This is a genomic window from Mesorhizobium sp. M7A.F.Ca.ET.027.02.1.1 (assembly GCF_004022985.1).
GTDB lineage: Bacteria > Pseudomonadota > Alphaproteobacteria > Rhizobiales > Rhizobiaceae > Mesorhizobium.
In genome coordinates, this window is record NZ_RZOL01000118.1 from 1 (window position 1) to 15495 (window position 15495).

Annotated in this window: 15 protein-coding genes and 1 tRNA gene; 13 read left to right on the forward strand and 3 right to left on the reverse strand. The window is 61.0% G+C overall.

Going from position 1 to position 15495, the window contains the following annotated elements:
- The 5 genes from EN749_RS38225 to EN749_RS38770 all read left to right on the forward strand — a co-directional run.
- A partial coding sequence (locus EN749_RS38225) for a hypothetical protein (protein ID WP_210214721.1) occupies nucleotides 1-190 on the forward strand: 190 nt, incomplete at its 5' end.
- Between the two features lie 329 nt (nucleotides 191-519).
- The gene (locus EN749_RS15165; RefSeq protein WP_126063931.1) at nucleotides 520-795 is read left to right on the forward strand and encodes a hypothetical protein; all 276 of its coding nucleotides are present in this window, start codon (nucleotides 520-522) and stop codon (nucleotides 793-795) included.
- 280 nt (nucleotides 796-1075) lie between these two features.
- Nucleotides 1076-2257: a 5-demethoxyubiquinol-8 5-hydroxylase UbiM gene (gene ubiM, locus EN749_RS15170; protein WP_185928959.1), complete on the forward strand. Its 1182-nt coding sequence runs from the start codon at nucleotides 1076-1078 to the stop codon at nucleotides 2255-2257.
- 254 nt (nucleotides 2258-2511) lie between these two features.
- Nucleotides 2512-3675, forward strand: a complete 1164-nt coding sequence (locus EN749_RS38765) for a GGDEF domain-containing protein (RefSeq protein WP_245455339.1) — start codon at nucleotides 2512-2514, stop codon at nucleotides 3673-3675.
- Nucleotides 3669-4334: an EAL domain-containing protein gene (locus EN749_RS38770; protein WP_245454739.1), complete on the forward strand. Its 666-nt coding sequence runs from the start codon at nucleotides 3669-3671 to the stop codon at nucleotides 4332-4334. The genes EN749_RS38765 and EN749_RS38770 overlap by 7 nt, the downstream gene beginning before the upstream one ends.
- A gap of 1454 nt (nucleotides 4335-5788) precedes the next feature.
- Here the strand turns inward: EN749_RS38770 and EN749_RS15180 are convergent.
- The gene (locus tag EN749_RS15180; RefSeq protein ID WP_126057794.1) at nucleotides 5789-7111 is read right to left on the reverse strand and encodes an integrase; all 1323 of its coding nucleotides are present in this window, start codon (nucleotides 7109-7111) and stop codon (nucleotides 5789-5791) included.
- A gap of 114 nt (nucleotides 7112-7225) precedes the next feature.
- Nucleotides 7226-7315, reverse strand: a tRNA-Ser gene (locus EN749_RS15185).
- Nucleotides 7316-7724: 409 nt separating this feature from the next.
- Here EN749_RS15185 and EN749_RS15190 point away from each other — a divergent pair.
- The 3 genes from EN749_RS15190 (at nucleotide 7725) to EN749_RS15200 (ending at nucleotide 9480) form a co-directional block, all read left to right on the forward strand.
- Nucleotides 7725-8405: a 50S ribosomal protein L21 gene (locus EN749_RS15190; protein ID WP_128288073.1), complete on the forward strand. Its 681-nt coding sequence runs from the start codon at nucleotides 7725-7727 to the stop codon at nucleotides 8403-8405.
- A gap of 97 nt (nucleotides 8406-8502) precedes the next feature.
- Nucleotides 8503-8772 carry a 50S ribosomal protein L27 gene (gene rpmA / locus EN749_RS15195; RefSeq protein WP_013529063.1) on the forward strand — a complete coding sequence of 90 codons (270 nt, stop codon included), beginning with the start codon at nucleotides 8503-8505 and terminating at the stop codon, nucleotides 8770-8772.
- A gap of 120 nt (nucleotides 8773-8892) precedes the next feature.
- Entirely contained in the window at nucleotides 8893-9480 is a 588-nt protein-coding gene (locus EN749_RS15200) for a GNAT family protein (protein ID WP_164873766.1), read from the forward strand.
- 178 nt (nucleotides 9481-9658) lie between these two features.
- Here the strand turns inward: EN749_RS15200 and EN749_RS15205 are convergent, their stop codons facing one another.
- Entirely contained in the window at nucleotides 9659-10528 is an 870-nt protein-coding gene (locus EN749_RS15205) for an endonuclease/exonuclease/phosphatase family protein (protein ID WP_127397610.1), read from the reverse strand.
- A gap of 134 nt (nucleotides 10529-10662) precedes the next feature.
- Here EN749_RS15205 and obgE point away from each other — a divergent pair, with 134 nt between their 5' ends.
- The 5 genes from obgE to EN749_RS15230 form a co-directional block, all read left to right on the forward strand.
- Entirely contained in the window at nucleotides 10663-11694 is a 1032-nt protein-coding gene (gene obgE, locus EN749_RS15210) for a GTPase ObgE (protein ID WP_127266818.1), read from the forward strand.
- 4 nt (nucleotides 11695-11698) lie between these two features.
- Complete coding sequence (gene proB / locus EN749_RS15215; RefSeq protein ID WP_128288071.1) at nucleotides 11699-12874, forward strand: glutamate 5-kinase; 1176 nt, start codon at nucleotides 11699-11701, stop codon at nucleotides 12872-12874.
- Nucleotides 12875-12877: 3 nt separating this feature from the next.
- Entirely contained in the window at nucleotides 12878-14164 is a 1287-nt protein-coding gene (locus tag EN749_RS15220) for a glutamate-5-semialdehyde dehydrogenase (protein WP_128363439.1), read from the forward strand.
- A gap of 27 nt (nucleotides 14165-14191) precedes the next feature.
- On the forward strand, nucleotides 14192-14824 hold the full coding sequence (locus EN749_RS15225) for a nicotinate-nucleotide adenylyltransferase (RefSeq protein ID WP_245466327.1): 633 nt from the start codon (nucleotides 14192-14194) through the stop codon (nucleotides 14822-14824).
- 68 nt (nucleotides 14825-14892) lie between these two features.
- Nucleotides 14893-15495 (forward strand): MFS transporter (locus EN749_RS15230; protein WP_128363440.1); only part of this gene is annotated, 603 nt, incomplete at its 3' end.

A 15495-nucleotide genomic window follows, 5' to 3' on the forward strand; every position in this document is an offset into this window, starting at 1 on the left:
CCATTGCACCCAGTATGAGGCGGCTGATGCCACGAGAGTACCTCGCGTGGCCGGACGAGAGCTTGGCCATGTGCGCACGGGTTCCAAAGTGGAACGTCACGGTCGATCACCTGACCGTGAACCGCCAGTGCCGATTGGTCATGTCTGGCTGATCCAGATCAGGGTCATACTCATCGGTGTGTTCTATTGACCAGTCTTCGACGGAGAAATGCATGACTTACGGAAAGATTGGTCGTCATTATCAGCACCTTCACGGTTCTGGGTTTTCTGTCGTGTGGTCGGCCATGCCTTGTGCTTACGGCGCAGCCATTAGCTGACCGGCGTCGTGTGTATCTCGCTTGCTGGCTGACCATCCGCGTGGCTGCGCGGACACGGGGGCCGATCAACAGCTTTCGCCTTTGATGGGTTGTGTGCGTCGAAAGTGGCCTTCTTTGGGCTGACTTCGTAGAAATGTTCCAGGGCTCGCATCCAGCGCCGAAGATCCTCGTGATGTCAACGTGCTGCGGAGCATCATCGGGGTTGGGACGTGCGTTTTCGAGATCGATCAACCGTCCGAAGTTGATCATTGGTTCGAGTGACGCGCGCTATTTCGACGACTATGTCGCCGCGTGGGCTTTGCTCTATCGGCGACTGAATTGCAAGGACATCGACATCGAAGCCATGCAGCAGGTTCTTGATGAGATATGCGCGGTCGTGGATAAAAGTTTCCGCTACCTTGGCTGGGATGACGAGAGAGAGCGCTACGTTCGATACCCTCGCAAGAGAGCCCGCTTCGACGTCGTGGAGCGTGAGTAGTATGCGCAAGGGTTCCAGGTGGAATGTGGCGATCGATGCGGCGCGGCCGTGGCTGACCAGCGTCGCGAGTGTCTCGCTTGCTGGCGGCGATCTGCGCGGCTGCGCGGCCAAAGGGCGGGATCGGTTAGCCGCATCCACCTCTGAGCGCTTTGAGTGCTTCGTTGCCGATCGATGCGAATCTCCCGGCCCAGCGCCTTTAGGCAATGCGGCGGCCACGGAGCTCATGTCACTCGGCTCAGTTCCACCGTTACACGAGGATAGGCGACCGGATGGCGGCACGCTGATGGGCTCTGACGATAATTTTGACATCGTTGTCGTTGGAGCCGGCCCGGTCGGCCTTTCGTTCGCTGCGTCGCTTGCCCAAAGCGAACTCAAGGTGGCAGTTGTTGAACAGAACACATTCGATAGTCTGGCGAATCCGGCTTTCGATGGTCGCGAAATCGCGCTGACCAACGCTTCGATCAGAACCCTTCGCGAGCTCGGCGCCTGGGATGTCATCCCGGCTTCGGACAAATCAGCACTTCAAGGCGCGCGCGTGCTCAACGGCTCGAGCGCATTCGCTCTTCGTTTCGATCCTCCCAGCAACTCTGGAGAACCGCTGGGGGTTTTGGTTCCAAATTGCCGGATCCGCGAGGCGCTGTTCAAAATCGTCCGCTTGCAGGATCGCGCCCGGCTGTTGTGCGGCCACTCGGTCGTCGATGCAACAAACAGCCAAGAAGGAGCAGTCGTAACGCTCTCTAATGGCGCGCGTTTAACTGCTCGGCTGGTTGTTGCCGCGGATTCGCGTTTGTCCGCCACGCGTGATCTGCTAGGCATCGGCGCCGATATCAACCGGCTTGGCCACTCGATGCTGATTTGCCGAGTGAGGCACGAGCGCGCCCACCACCAGATCGCCATCGAATGGTTCGATCACCATCAGACGATAGCGATGTTGCCCCTCGCGGAGGGCATGTCGTCGCTGCTGCTCACATTGCGCTCAAACGAGGCCTATAGACTGCTTGCCTTCGATGATGATTTGTTCCTGTCGGAGTTGACGAAACGGTGTCGAGGGCGCCTTGGAAAAATGACCTTGGCAAGCAAGCGCCACACCTATCCGCTGGTCACGACCTGGGCGCACAAATTCCGGGCGCCGAGCGCCGCACTCATCGGCGACGCTGCCATCGGCATGCACCCGGTGACCGCTCACGGATTCAACATCGGTCTCAGCAGCCAGAAGCAACTCGCCCGTGGAATCATGACTGCGTGCCGCGACGGCCGCAATGTTGGCGACCCCGACATGCTGCATATATACGAAAGGCGGCTGCGCCTGTCGGCGGCGCCGCTCTACCATGCAACGAACATATTGATTGGACTCTACTCCAGAGACCACCTGGCGGCACGGCTTGCAAGGCATCTGGGGCTTCGCTTTGCCCAACATGTTCCCCTTGTCCGGCATGGGATATCGGCGGAGCTCCAGCGGTGATACTGCACCAGCAGTCGCATTTTTGCGCGTGCTGGGCGAGCGATGGGAGAGAGTGCATGATGCACCGGAGTAATCCTGCTCCCCGACGCTGATCTCCGATTGAAGAATTAACCCGTCCTTCAGGGGGGCTGCATAGGCTGCGGACAAGCAGGAGTAAGCAAGCTGACCCGTCCAGCCTTGGAAAAGAAGATCCGCTGGAGGCGAGAATCCTTCAGGACCAGCTCGCTGATCTGAGGGCAGGCCTTTTCGTCTCAATGCCGATAAGCATTGTGCTGTCCGGGCTGATTTTGACCGTGCAGGCCCTTTCCGGGAACGGTCTTGCTGGCGCGGCCTGGTTTTCGGTCGTTAATGCGATAAATGCCGCCCGCCTTGCACTCGCCCGTCATCAGCTGAAGGAACCCGGAGTCCAGGATGATCTGACACGGGTTTGGCTGCGGCTTCGCTGGTTTGGCAGGCTTGCTCTTCTGGCGGGATTCACCTGGTCATTCCTTGCCATCCTAACGGCTGGATACACGACGTCTCAAGCATCGCTGCATCTAATAATTCTGGCGGGCATTTCAGCTGGCGCGGTCACGTACGGCAGCTCATATGCTGCGGCAGCGATATGCTTCATCACACCGCCACTCCTCATTGCCGCCGCATGTTTGCTGACGAAGGGAGCCCCGGAAAACTACATTCTGGCTTTTGCCGTCCTGCTTTTCGAGGGCGGCCTGGTTCGATCCTCGTTCGTTGGACAAGCGCGCTTCCGTGACGCGAGCCGCCTGAGACATCAAGCCGAGCGGCTTGCCGCGGAAATGGAGCGCAATTCCAGGGAGGACCATCTTACCGCGCTCCTCAACAGGCGGGGCCTCGAACATGCAATCGATCAGTTTGAGAACACCGATGGACCCTTTGTGGCCATGCTGATTGATCTGGACGGGTTCAAATCTGTCAACGGTACCTACGGTCACAGAACGGGTGACGAGCTGCTTGCCAGGATCGCCCGCCGAATAGAGGAAGAAGCACCGGAGGGCTCAACGCTCGCCCGCATCGGTGGGGATGAATTCGTGCTGGTTTTTTCTTCGCGAAAGAATTCTCCTTCTCCCACCAATCTCGCGTCCAATCTCATAGCCAAGCTTGCTCGCCCCTATCCTGGGATCGCATCCGTCCGCATTGGAGCGTCTATAGGAATCTACTTGGCTGAAAACCCCGGACTGACGGAAATGTTGTTGCGGGCCGACATCGCCCTTTACACAGCTAAGCGCCGCGGCAGGAATGAATTTTGTCTGTTCGGTGCCGAGCTAGCCCGGGAACTGCAACGCCGCCAGTCAATCGAACGCGATCTTCATTCGGCGATAACGATGAGAAGCTTGGTCGCTTGGTTTCAGCCAATCGTAAGACTCGAAACTGAAGCGTCGTCGGTTTTGAAGCCTTGCTAAGATGGTCTCACCCGCTTCACGGTCCCATTTCTCCGCCCGAGATCATGACAGCGGCACGCGAAACTGGAATGCTTCAGCTGCTAACTCAAACGGTATTCGCCGACTGTTGCGCTCTTATCGAGGGCTTGGTCAAAGCTGACCGTCGTGATGTTCGTGTGGCGATGAATGTTTCACCGCGCGAGTTGGAAGCTGGCGATATTGACGAGATGATTCTTAATGGTCTGGCGGCAAAAGACCTCCCTGCAACGATGTTCGACATCGAGATTACCGAAGAAGCCCCAGTGGATCCGGACAGAGTGGATGAAAAGCTCGGCCAGCTTTCACATGCTGGCATTTCTATCGCGCTCGAGGACTTCGGCACCGGTTTTTCGACGTTGGCATCGCTCAAGGACAGTCGGATCAGGAAAGTGAAAATAGATCAGGGCTTCATTCGCGGCTTAGCCAAGTCCCGGGAGAATCGGCTGCTTGTCAAAGCGGTGATTGACCTTGGTAGGACGCTCGGGATCGAGGTCATGGCCGAGGGCGTTGAAACAGAGGCAGATCGGCAAACTCTGTACAAGCTTGGCTGCAGAACCGCGCAGGGCTTCCTGTTCTCTAAGGCAGTGCCTCTCCATTTGGCACTTGATTCGGTAGTAAAAGAGCACGCGAAGGAGTTGTGACCGGCCTCTCCGTCCGTGCTGCTCGCGGAACTTTCATGTGGGGTGGACCTGACGCGCGAAAGCCGTTTCGGACGGTAGAGTTATTACGGGGGCGAAACTGAGCACGTGGTTTGGATAGCAGCAATCCGGTCCACCGGCGCACATGCAGCGGCTTCATACAAGCGTTCAAGTTGCGAGATGAGCTTGAGTGAACGACGTCGGAGAATTGCGTCCCTTGGACGCTGGTTTCGCGGTTCCCGTAGGATTCGATTACGGGAAGCGTTCTTGGCTGCTTCTCGGCTCAGCGCTCATCTGGATGAACAACGTACCCGCGGTCAAGGTTTTCGCGACCTCAACCCAGTCACCATCCCGCAACAGCAGCGGTCGGGTCCTGATCAAGCGCTCAGCCTCAGCACAGGTGCTGGAGCAACGGTAGAGCGCGGAAAACGTGTATCGGAATGCGCTGGCTCACCATAGGAAGCTGCCACGGCATGTCGAATGTCCCCAGGGGGCGGGACCGTTCCCTTGCATTTGTCTCGATGACGGGCTCTCAAAGCTAAAGCCAAGAGAGCTTTATAAAAATCGCACCCGATCGGCTGCGCAACGACGACCAGCTGAGGCCCGATCGGGTGCTAAGGTCGTGCCAAAAAAGGCGCGTCACTGTCGCATTTCTAGCCGGCTTGCGATCGGACGTCATCTCTTGGCGATCGTTGCCCCTTCTCTCAAATGCGCTTAGCGGCGCCGACGGCGAATAGCGCAAGCTTTTCCACCCGTTTCTACTCCACTACCGAGACTCGTCACCAACCTCCTTTTATTCGCTTCCATATGGCCCATCCTGTCTCCAATCGAGGAGGAGCGCGAACATGGGCCAAGCCGTAGAACGTCTCAGTCTCGGGAATTCTTCTGCTCGCCAAACTGCCGTTGTCACCGGCACCATATTTGGCAGGGTGACAGTGAACGACAAGATATCAGGCGTTCTTGTCTGGGCTGAACTATGCTTGCAAGCCATAACCCAAAAATCGCCGATCCCTTTGAATTCGAGCCGGATGAATGGGTGTTTCAAAATTTTTGGCGGTTTTAGGCAGAACCCTCCGATGGCCCGCGTACCGGTCAAGCTTCGTGAGCACTTTAGGTTCGTCGATCAGGCATAGGTTTGTATCCCATGCCACATGCTGGCCGTTTGCCTAGTTCGGAAGCCCTCGAGAGGCGTTGCTCGTCTTGGTATGGCGTCGCCCCTTTTTCCGATCCATCGGCCACGGAGCTAGAATGCTGTCTAGCTGTTGCCGCCTACTTGGTCATCCGGCATGGAGATGCCTATATACCGACCTTCGAAAGGCTGGAATACGAGGTCGAACAAATGCGGCGGAAGCTCGGAAATCGCGAGCGAGCGCAGCGCGTGCTGGCCACGCTCAACCTAAATGGCTCGGACAGCTGGAGCCGTGAGGTTGGTTCTCAAGGCCTGGATGGCGCCGCAATCACATTCGCCCGGGCGGGGTAAAAGCGATTTTTTGAAGCCACTCGCGCTTTTGCGCTAACGAAGGTCCCGCGCCGTATTTGGGCCGGATCCATTTGTGGCCCATCAGAGAAGCAATTACCTTCTCCGGCGCCTCAACTGCCGTCAGCCGGTCCTCGAAAGTGTGTCGCAGGCTATAAAGACTATGCTCGGAAGTCGGCAGAAGTTCCTTGCTGGCGAGCACCTTGTTGACGAGCGCTGAAAGTGACGCGGCCTTGTCGCGATAACGAGGAAAGCCGTCCGGATGGAGCTTGATGGCTGCAAGTGCGCCGCCAACCAAGGGAATGTCACGGGCTGAATGACCGGTCTTCAAGCGACGGCCATTGGGGCGCACCCGCACATGCGGGATTTCTTGATCGAGGTGGATTGTTTCGGTGGTGAGGTTTGCCGCTTCAGAAAGCCTGAGTCCGGTATCGGCAATCACATAGATTAGATGGCGGGCTTCGTCATTGAGTCCGTCGAGCGCGCCTTCAGCGAGTATCTTCTCCTGAATGAACTCCGCTGTGAACGCAGCGCGTTGCCCGGGGACGGCGCCGGAAAGACGCAGGTTTCGAAAAACCGGCTCCAGCTTGAGCTGGTGAGTCAGATCGACGACGCGCAGCATTTTCGAAACATGGCCGATGTCCTTGTTGGCCGTACCGATATCAAGTCCATCCTCAACGATCCGCTTTTGCCACCACTCGCGGAACGCGATTGCGTCGTCCCGAGTGAGGCTTGCGATCTCCTTGTCGCCAATGACTCCAACCAGATTGGCAACTGCGCGCTTTTTGGGGTTACGCCATTTCTTGATTTGGTTAGGCGACATGGTCAGCAAGTTCTGTTGCTCGATCGTCTCGAATTCCTTGATAAGACCGCTCAGGCGGACCGCTGGCCGCTTCTCCCCACCCATGACGGCCGAGACGTCCTGCGCGTCCTCGATCGATTTTTTGTCGAGGAGCAGCTTGATACGGGCCATGAGTTCGTCGAGCGGCCCCGCTGCTAGTTCCTCGTTAGAGCGATAGGCCAATCCAAATGACCGCGCGCGCTTCCTCGCGGCTTCGAAACGCAGCCCCGCCTCGGCGGATTGGCCTTCCCGCAGTCTACGCCAATACGCCTCCAGCCCCGCGCCGAGGCTTTGCACTGCATCTCGCGCCCGTACACCGCGGGGATCGTCAGCCACGGCGACGCCCGTGGAAATGCGTACTAGGCAGCGGCGATCAAACGCCGCGAATTCCTTCGGCACCCTGCGGACGAGATACCAGATGCCTTCACGTTTATGCGGCTTTGGCGCTGCGGAACGTCGCATTATCTTTCTCTAATGTTACACAGTTTGTTACACAGTCTAAGATAAGTTTCGCTTCGCGCTGGTCAAGCGCAACAAGGAAGCTTTTGAAAGGAAACGATTATTATGGAAGCTAAATGGCGGAGAGGGAGGGATTCGAACCCCCGATGGGCTTGCACCCATGCCGCATTTCGAGTGCGGTGCATTCGACCACTCTGCCACCTCTCCGCGGTCATGGTCGGCCGTTGCCGGCGCGGCGCACTAGATAACGGCTGAACGGGCAGGTTACAAGGCCAATCCGTCAGTTATTTGGCTTGCTTGGCAAGCGGCGGATTCACGGGCTGCTGGGGTACAGCGAGACCCGAGGCAGATTGCCGACCAGTCACCCATCCTCAGCCCAGGCGGGGCAACGCCGTGGGCATGTCGGCACAGCCGGTCCGTGCCCGCCAATGACGGTCTCGGAAACGGCGCGGCTGGTTTGCCTTGACTCGCCCCCAACCTTCGGTTAGGGACAGCGCGCAATCGGCGTGGAGGGTTCTTCCGCGCCGCTTGTTTTTTGAACCCGCAGACTGACAAAAAGACGGCCGAACCGCCAGATGCGGTTCATCAAGGCCGACCGAACAGCGAAAGGCAAAAAATGTTCGCAGTCATTAAAACGGGTGGCAAGCAGTATCGCGTTGCCGCCAACGATCTCCTGAAGATCGAAAAAGTCGAAGCCAATGTCGGCGATATGGTCGAGATCGGCCATGTGCTGGCGCATGGCGAGGGCGAGAATGTCACGTTCGGCGCGCCGTTCGTCGACGGCGCGGTGGTCACCGCCGAAGTCGTCGAACAGGGCAAGAACCGCACCGTCATCGCCTTCAAGAAGCGCCGCCGGCAGAATTCGCGCCGCAAGATCGGCCATCGTCAGCTTTTGACCACCGTGCGGATCTCCGAGATCCTGCTGGGTGGCGCCAAGCCGACGAAGACGGCATCGGTCAAGGCGCCGAAGAAGGTGAAGGCCGAGGCCGCCACCGAGGTGCAGGCGGAAGCCGCGCCGAAGAAGGAGCCCAAGGCCAAGGCAGCCGAGACAAAGGCAGCCGAGACCGCGGCAGCGCCGCTGTTCAAGGCGCCGAAGGGTGAGCCGGACGATCTGACCGTGATCAAGGGCATCGGCCCGGTCGCAGCCAAGGATCTCAACGAGCAGGGCATCATCACCTTCGCGCAGCTCGCCAAGCTGACCGACAAGGATGTCGCCAAGATCGACGAGCACATGTCCTTCAGCTCCGACCAGATCAAGGACTGGCGCGAGCAGGCCAAGGAATTGGCTGCGAAGTAATTTTCTGGCGACCTGGTCGCCGGATCGGACTTGAAACGGAACGCGAACGCGTTCATAAGGCCTTTTAGGCGCCTTGCGGCGCAACGGAGTTAGTTAGATGGCACACAAGAAAGCTGGCGGCTCGTCGCGCAACGGTCGCGACTCGCATTCCAAGCGTCTGGGCGTGAAGAAGTTCGGCGGCGAAGCCGTCATCCCGGGCAACATCATCATTCGTCAACGCGGCACCACGTGGCATCCCGGCGTCAATGTCGGCATGGGCACGGACCATACGCTTTTTGCGCTCGAGACCGGCGCCGTGACGTTCAACAAAAAAGCCAACGGCCGAACCTACGTATCGGTCAACCCGATTGCCAAAGCCGCGGAGTAGCCGGTTCCGCACTAGAACACCGGCGCCCATCTCGGGAACCGGTGTCTGGCAAAGCCAGGAAAAGGATCAGGGGAGATGGGTTTCCATCTCCCCTTTTTCTTGTGCCTGGAGGACTTTCAAATGGTTGCCGAAGCGGAAGACTCAGAAGACGAAAGTTACGCGATAGATTGTCCGGTGCTGGTCACCGAGCGACTGGTGATGCGGGCGCCTCACGAAGGCGATATCGCGCAACTGGTCGAACTTGCCGACAACCGCCATGTCGCCGAAATGCTGGCCCGCATGCCGCACCCCTATGGCGAGCCCGAGGCGCGCTCTTTCCTGGCCATGACCAAGTCGCGCCGGGCCGGCATCGCTTATGCCCTGACGTTGGCCGGCACCGACACCTTCGTCGGCTGCGCCGGTCTCAACACCACCGATCGCGGGCTGGAACTCGGTTACTGGATCGGCGAGCCGCACTGGAAGAAGGGCTATGCGACCGAGGCGGCGCACGCGCTGGTCGATCTCGCCTTCCAGAGGACGTCGATCCAGGTTCTGCATGCCTCGACGCGGGTCATCAATCCGGCCTCGCGCCGCGTCATCCACAAGTGCGGGTTCCAGTATGCCGGCCAGGGCATGCTGAATTCGATTGTCGCCGGCCAGGTGCCGGTCGAGCGCTACCGGCTCGATCGCAAGACCTGGACGAGCCTGCGGAACTGGGTCCACTTTTGATGTGTGCCGATATTCAGGTGAGGCCGGCCTGCGAATGGCGGCTTCCTGCGCTTCCGGTGCTCGCGTACGAAAAGTACGCTCCGCTCCGGTTCTCGGAAGCCACTATTCTCGGCTCGGCCTGACCTGAATCTCGACACACATCGGGTACGGCGCGAAACCAATGGGAGGCAAACTTGGATCAGCCCAGTTCGACCCAGACCGGCAGGTGGTCCGAGCCGACGGCCTTTCGGTCGACCCACAGGCGCTGCAGGGATTTGGCGAGCGACGCGCTGGTGAAGATGTAGTCGATGCGCTTGTGGCGGCTGGGATCGGTGGGTTGTTTCGGGTCGACCCAGCTGATGAGATCGTCGCCGGTGGCGTTCAAGCGCAAGGCGGCATCGACGGCGAAGTCGGCGGTCAGCGGCATGCCGAATTCATGATCCGGCCGGCCGGCGAGTTCGATATATTCGGGTGAGCCGGCCAACATGTTGAAATCGCCCATGCCCACAAAGGCTTCGGGATGCGGCAATTCCGGCAGGCCGATCTCGGCGACGCCGGACAGCGCGCCGCCTTCGAGCGCGTAGTTCAGCATGCGTTGGCGCAGGAACTGGATCTGGCTGGCGCGTTCGACGGGGCTGCGGTGATCGAGATGGATGGAATAGAAGCGGATGAAACCAAGCGGCGTCTCGATCAGCGCTTCCAGCGCGCCACGCTGGAAGTTCATCATCTCGAAGCTGCGGCTGCGCGGCAAAAGCAGGTTGCGCGACAGATGAATAGGCGTTTTCGACAGCACCATGTTGCCGAGCTGGAAGGTTTTCGTGATGGCGCGGCCATTGTCGATGTGCGAACCGATATTGGCCTCGAAATTGCTGCCATAGACGGCGAAGTAGTCGGGCAGCGCCTCGCCGATCTCGGCGACCATGTCGCGGCCGCCGTTCCTGGGATTGTTGCGGGTCACTTCCTGCAGAGCGATCACATCGGCGCCGCGCACGGCATCAGCGATGCGTCCGACATCGTACTGCCCGTCGAGGCCGATGCCGTACTGGATATTGTAGGTTACAAGCTTCATTCCGGCATCTCTCCGGCCGATCCCGCGCGGCCATTGTCACAAAACGGCCTCGCCCTTCGCCGCGCCTTGGTTTAGAGCAAGGGCCAAGGTTTAGAGCAATGCCGCAAGGCCACTAGTAGAAACTGTACAATCCCATGAAATTTCTCGATCAAGCCAAGGTCTACATCCGCTCCGGTGACGGTGGCGCCGGTTCCGTGTCGTTCCGGCGCGAAAAGTTCATCGAGTTCGGCGGGCCGGATGGCGGTGATGGCGGCCGTGGCGGCGATGTCTGGCTGGAGGCGGTCGACGGGCTGAACACGCTAATAGACTACCGCTACCAGCAGCATTTCAAGGCCAAGACCGGCGTCCACGGCATGGGCCGCAACATGACCGGCGCCAAGGGCGCCGATGTCACGCTGAAAGTGCCGGCGGGAACGCAAGTGTTCGAAGAAGACAACGAGACGCTGATCTGCGATCTGACCGTGGTCGGCCAGCGCTTTCTGCTGGCCAAGGGCGGAAATGGCGGTTTTGGCAACCAGCATTTCAAGACATCGACCAACCAGGCGCCGCGCCGCGCCAACCCCGGCCTGCCGGGGCAGGAGCTCAACATCTGGCTGCGGCTGAAGCTGATCGCCGATGCCGGACTGGTCGGGCTGCCGAATGCCGGCAAGTCGACATTCCTGGCGGCGGTCACCGCGGCCAAGCCGAAGATCGCCGACTATCCGTTCACGACGCTGCATCCCGGCCTCGGCGTTGCCCGCATCGATGCGCGCGAATTCGTCATCGCCGATATTCCGGGCCTCATCGAAGGCGCGCATGAGGGTGTCGGCATCGGCGACCGCTTCCTTGGCCATGTCGAGCGCACGCGTGTGCTGTTGCATCTGGTTTCGGCGCAGGAGGAAAATCCGGGCAAAGCCTACAAGACCGTGCGCGCGGAGCTCGAGGCCTATGGCAACGGCCTGACCGACAAGGTCGAGATCGTGGCACTGTCCCAGGTCGACACGCTCGACGCCGATGCGCGCAAGAAAAAAGTCGCCTCGCTGAAGCGTGCCGCCGGCCGCGCACCGATGCTGTTGTCGGCCGTCACCGGCGAAGGCGTCGAGGCGGTGCTGCGGGCGTTGATGTCGGTGGTGGCCGAGGCGCGTGCGCAGATCGCTGCGCCAGTCGAGACGCGCTGGGAAAAGTAGGACGATGCAGTCGCTGGGAAAATATCGGCGCATCACCGTCAAGATCGGCTCGGCGCTGCTCGTCGACCGCACGACGGGGCTGAATCGCGACTGGCTGGCCTCGCTCGCCGACGACATTGCCGGGCTGGCCAAGGGCGGCGCTGAAATCCTCGTCGTCTCGTCCGGCGCCATTGCGCTTGGCCGCACGATCCTTGGTCTCGGCAAGCGCGCCTTGAAGCTCGAAGAGAGCCAGGCCGCGGCAGCCGTCGGGCAGATCGCATTGGCCGGCGCGTGGTCGGATGCGCTCGGCAAGGGCAGCCTGAAATCGGGCCAGATCCTGCTGACGCTCGGCGACACCGAGGAGCGCCGCCGCTATCTCAACGCACGGGCAACGATCTCGACGCTGCTCAAGATGAAGGCGGTGCCGGTCATCAACGAAAACGACACGGTGGCGACGTCCGAAATCCGCTATGGCGACAATGACCGGCTGGCGGCTCGCGTCGCCACCATGATGGGCGCCGACCTCCTGGTACTGCTCTCCGACATCGATGGCCTCTATACGGCGCCGCCGGCGCGTGACCCCCAAGCTAAATTCATTCCGGTGGTCGACCGCATCACGCCCGATATCGAGGCGATGGCGGGGGCGGCTGCTTCCGAGCTGTCGCGCGGCGGCATGCGCACGAAGCTCGATGCCGGCAAGATCGCCACCGCCGCCGGCACCGCGATGATCATCACGTCGGGCACGCGGTTGTCGCCGCTGATGGCGATCGAACGCGGCGAGCGCGCTACTTTCTTTCGGCCGAGCAGCAACCCGGTCAAGGGCTACAAGACCTGGATCGCCGGCCAGCTCGAACCGGCCGGCCGGCTTACGGTCGATGCCGGCGCCATCGGTGCGCTGCTGTCGGGAAAGTCGTTGCTGCCGGCCGGCGTCAAGCTGGTCAGCGGCAATTTCTCGCGCGGCGACACGGTGGCTATCCTGTCGCCCGAGGGCCGCGAGATCGCGCGCGGGCTGGTTGCCTACGATGCGGCCGATGCCGTAAGGATCGCGGGCCTGAAGACGACCGAGATCGAAACCGTGCTCGGCTACGAGGCGCGTTCGGCGATGATCCACCGCGACGACCTTGTGGTAAGCCATTCGGGTGACCAAGTACGGGCCGGCGACCAAGTACTGGCCAGTGACCAGGTAACCAGCGGAGGATGAGCCATGCTGAAACTGCATGAAAAATCCGGGGATGACACCGTAGCAACGATGGCCGATATCGGCCGTCGTGCCCGCGCTGCCGCCCGACCGCTGGCCATTGCCACGACCGCCGCCAAGAACGCCGCACTCCTCGCAATGGCAGAGGCGATCGTCGCTCGTGAGCAGGACATTCTCGACGCCAACGCCATCGATGTCTCGAACGGCCAGGAATCCGGGCTTTCCGCCTCCTTCATGGATCGGCTGAAGCTCGATCCGGCGCGTATTCGCGCCATGGCCGACGGCATCCGGGAAATCGCCGCGCTGCGCGATCCGGTCGGCGATGTGATGGCGCAATGGGACAGGCCGAACGACCTGCATATCGAGCGTGTGCGCACGCCGCTCGGCGTCGTCGGCGTCATCTATGAGAGCCGCCCGAACGTCACCGCCGATGCCGGCGCGCTGTGCCTGAAAGCCGGCAATCCGGTGATCCTGCGCGGCGGCTCGGATTCGCTCAATTCGTCGGCCGCCATCCATGCCTGCCTGGTCGAAGGGCTGAAGGAAGCCGGCCTGCCGGACGACGCCATCCAACTGGTGCCGACCACCGATCGCGCCGCCGTCGGCGAGATGCTGAAGGGCCTCGGCGGTACGCTGGATGTCATCATTCCGCGTGGTGGCAAAAGCCTCGTTGGGCGGGTGCAGAGCGAGGCGCGGGTGCCGGTTTTCGCGCATCTCGAAGGCATCTGCCATCTCTACATCGACCGCTCGGCCGATCTCGACATGGCGGTGCGGATAGCCGTCAACGCCAAGATGCGGCGCACCGGCGTCTGCGGTGCCGCCGAGACGCTGCTGGTCGACCAGGCGGTCGCCTCCACCCATCTGGTGCCGATCCTCGACGCACTGCGCGCCGCCGGTTGCGAAATCCATGCCGATGCCGACGTGCTGAAAGTGTTTTTCGATGCCAAGCCGGCGATCGATGCCGACTGGGTGACCGAATATCTCGACGCCATCATCGCGGTGAAGCTGGTCGACGGCGTTGCCGGTGCCATCGAGCATATCGAGACGTTTTCCTCGCATCACACCGAGGCGATCGTCGCCGAGGACGCGCAAGCCGTCGAAAGATTCTTCAACGAGATCGATTCGGCGATCCTGCTGCACAACGCATCGACGCAGTTCGCCGATGGCGGTGAGTTCGGCATGGGCGCCGAGATCGGCATAGCCACCGGCAAGATGCATGCGCGCGGACCGGTCGGCGTCGAGCAACTGACCTCGTTCAAATACCGCGTGCGCGGGTCGGGACAGGTGAGGCCTTGAAGCTTTTCGTTGTCAGAGCCTGAGGCAATGCTGGCATCTTCCGAACCGGCGGTACCCTCCCGTTACCTGAAGATGCCGCATGCCGAGAAAGGCCTCGCCGTCGGCCTGTTCGGCGGCTCGTTCAATCCGCCGCATGCCGGCCATGCGCTGGTCGCCGAGATCGCGCTCAGGCGCCTGGCGCTCGATCAGCTGTGGTGGATGGTCACGCCGGGCAATCCGCTGAAGAACACCAGGGAACTGGCGCCGCTCGGCGAACGGCTGCAGCTGTCGGAGCAGATCGCCAAGAACCCGAAGATCAAGGTCACCGCGTTCGAAGCCGCCCATCACGTCCGCTACACCGCCGACACGCTGGCGCTGGTCAAGGCGCGCAATCCCGGGGTCGACTACGTCTGGATCATGGGGGCGGATAGTTTGCGCGATTTCCACCGCTGGCAGCGCTGGCGCGAGATCGTCATGACCTTCCCGATCGCCGTCATCGACCGCCCGGGCGCGACGCTGTCGTTCCTGTCCTCCGTCGTCGCCAAGACCTTCGACTATGCCCGCATCGACGAGGGCGATGCGCCGCGGCTTGCCCGCATGAAAGCACCGGCCTGGACCTTTATCCACGGCCCGCGCTCGTCGCTGTCATCAAGTGCGATCCGCAAGCTGGCGAAGGGGTGAGCCCGACCGCCCGCCCATGTCGCTTTTATCGCTCCCTTTGCCCGTTTCATGGGCAATCCTGAGCAGGCATGTCGATTCCCACCCGCAGCGAAGCCGAGCAGGGCGCCGAGCCCACACCGCTGATCGCGATTGCCAGCGTCATCGTGTCGATGGCACTGATAGCCGTCGGCAACGGGCTGATGTTTGCCTATATCCCGGTTCGGCTCGGCGCCGAGGGTTTCGATCCGACCTGGGCCGGACTTATCATCACCGGACTTTCGGCCGGTGGGCTGGCGGGCTGCATCCTGACCGGACCGCTGGTGCGAAGGGTCGGCCATGCCCGTGCCTTCATGGTGTTGTCGGCGCTGATCGCACTCGCCAACGCCGCCGTCGGCGCCGGGGTCCATCCGCTGCTGTGGATAGCCGCCCGCGCGCTCTACGGCTTTGCCATCTGCGGCCTGTTCATCGTCGCGCAGAGCTGGCTGAACGACGCCGTTGCCAACGCCATCCGTGGCCGGGTCATGGCTTTCTTCTACGTTGCCTATGTCGCCGGGCTTGGCGTCGGCTACGCGACGCTGGCGCTGGTCGATATCAGGACAGCGGATGCGCCGCTGATCGGCATCGCCTTCACGGCGCTATCGATCCTTCCCGTCGGGATGACCCGACTTGCCCAGCCGCCGGCCCCGCAGCCG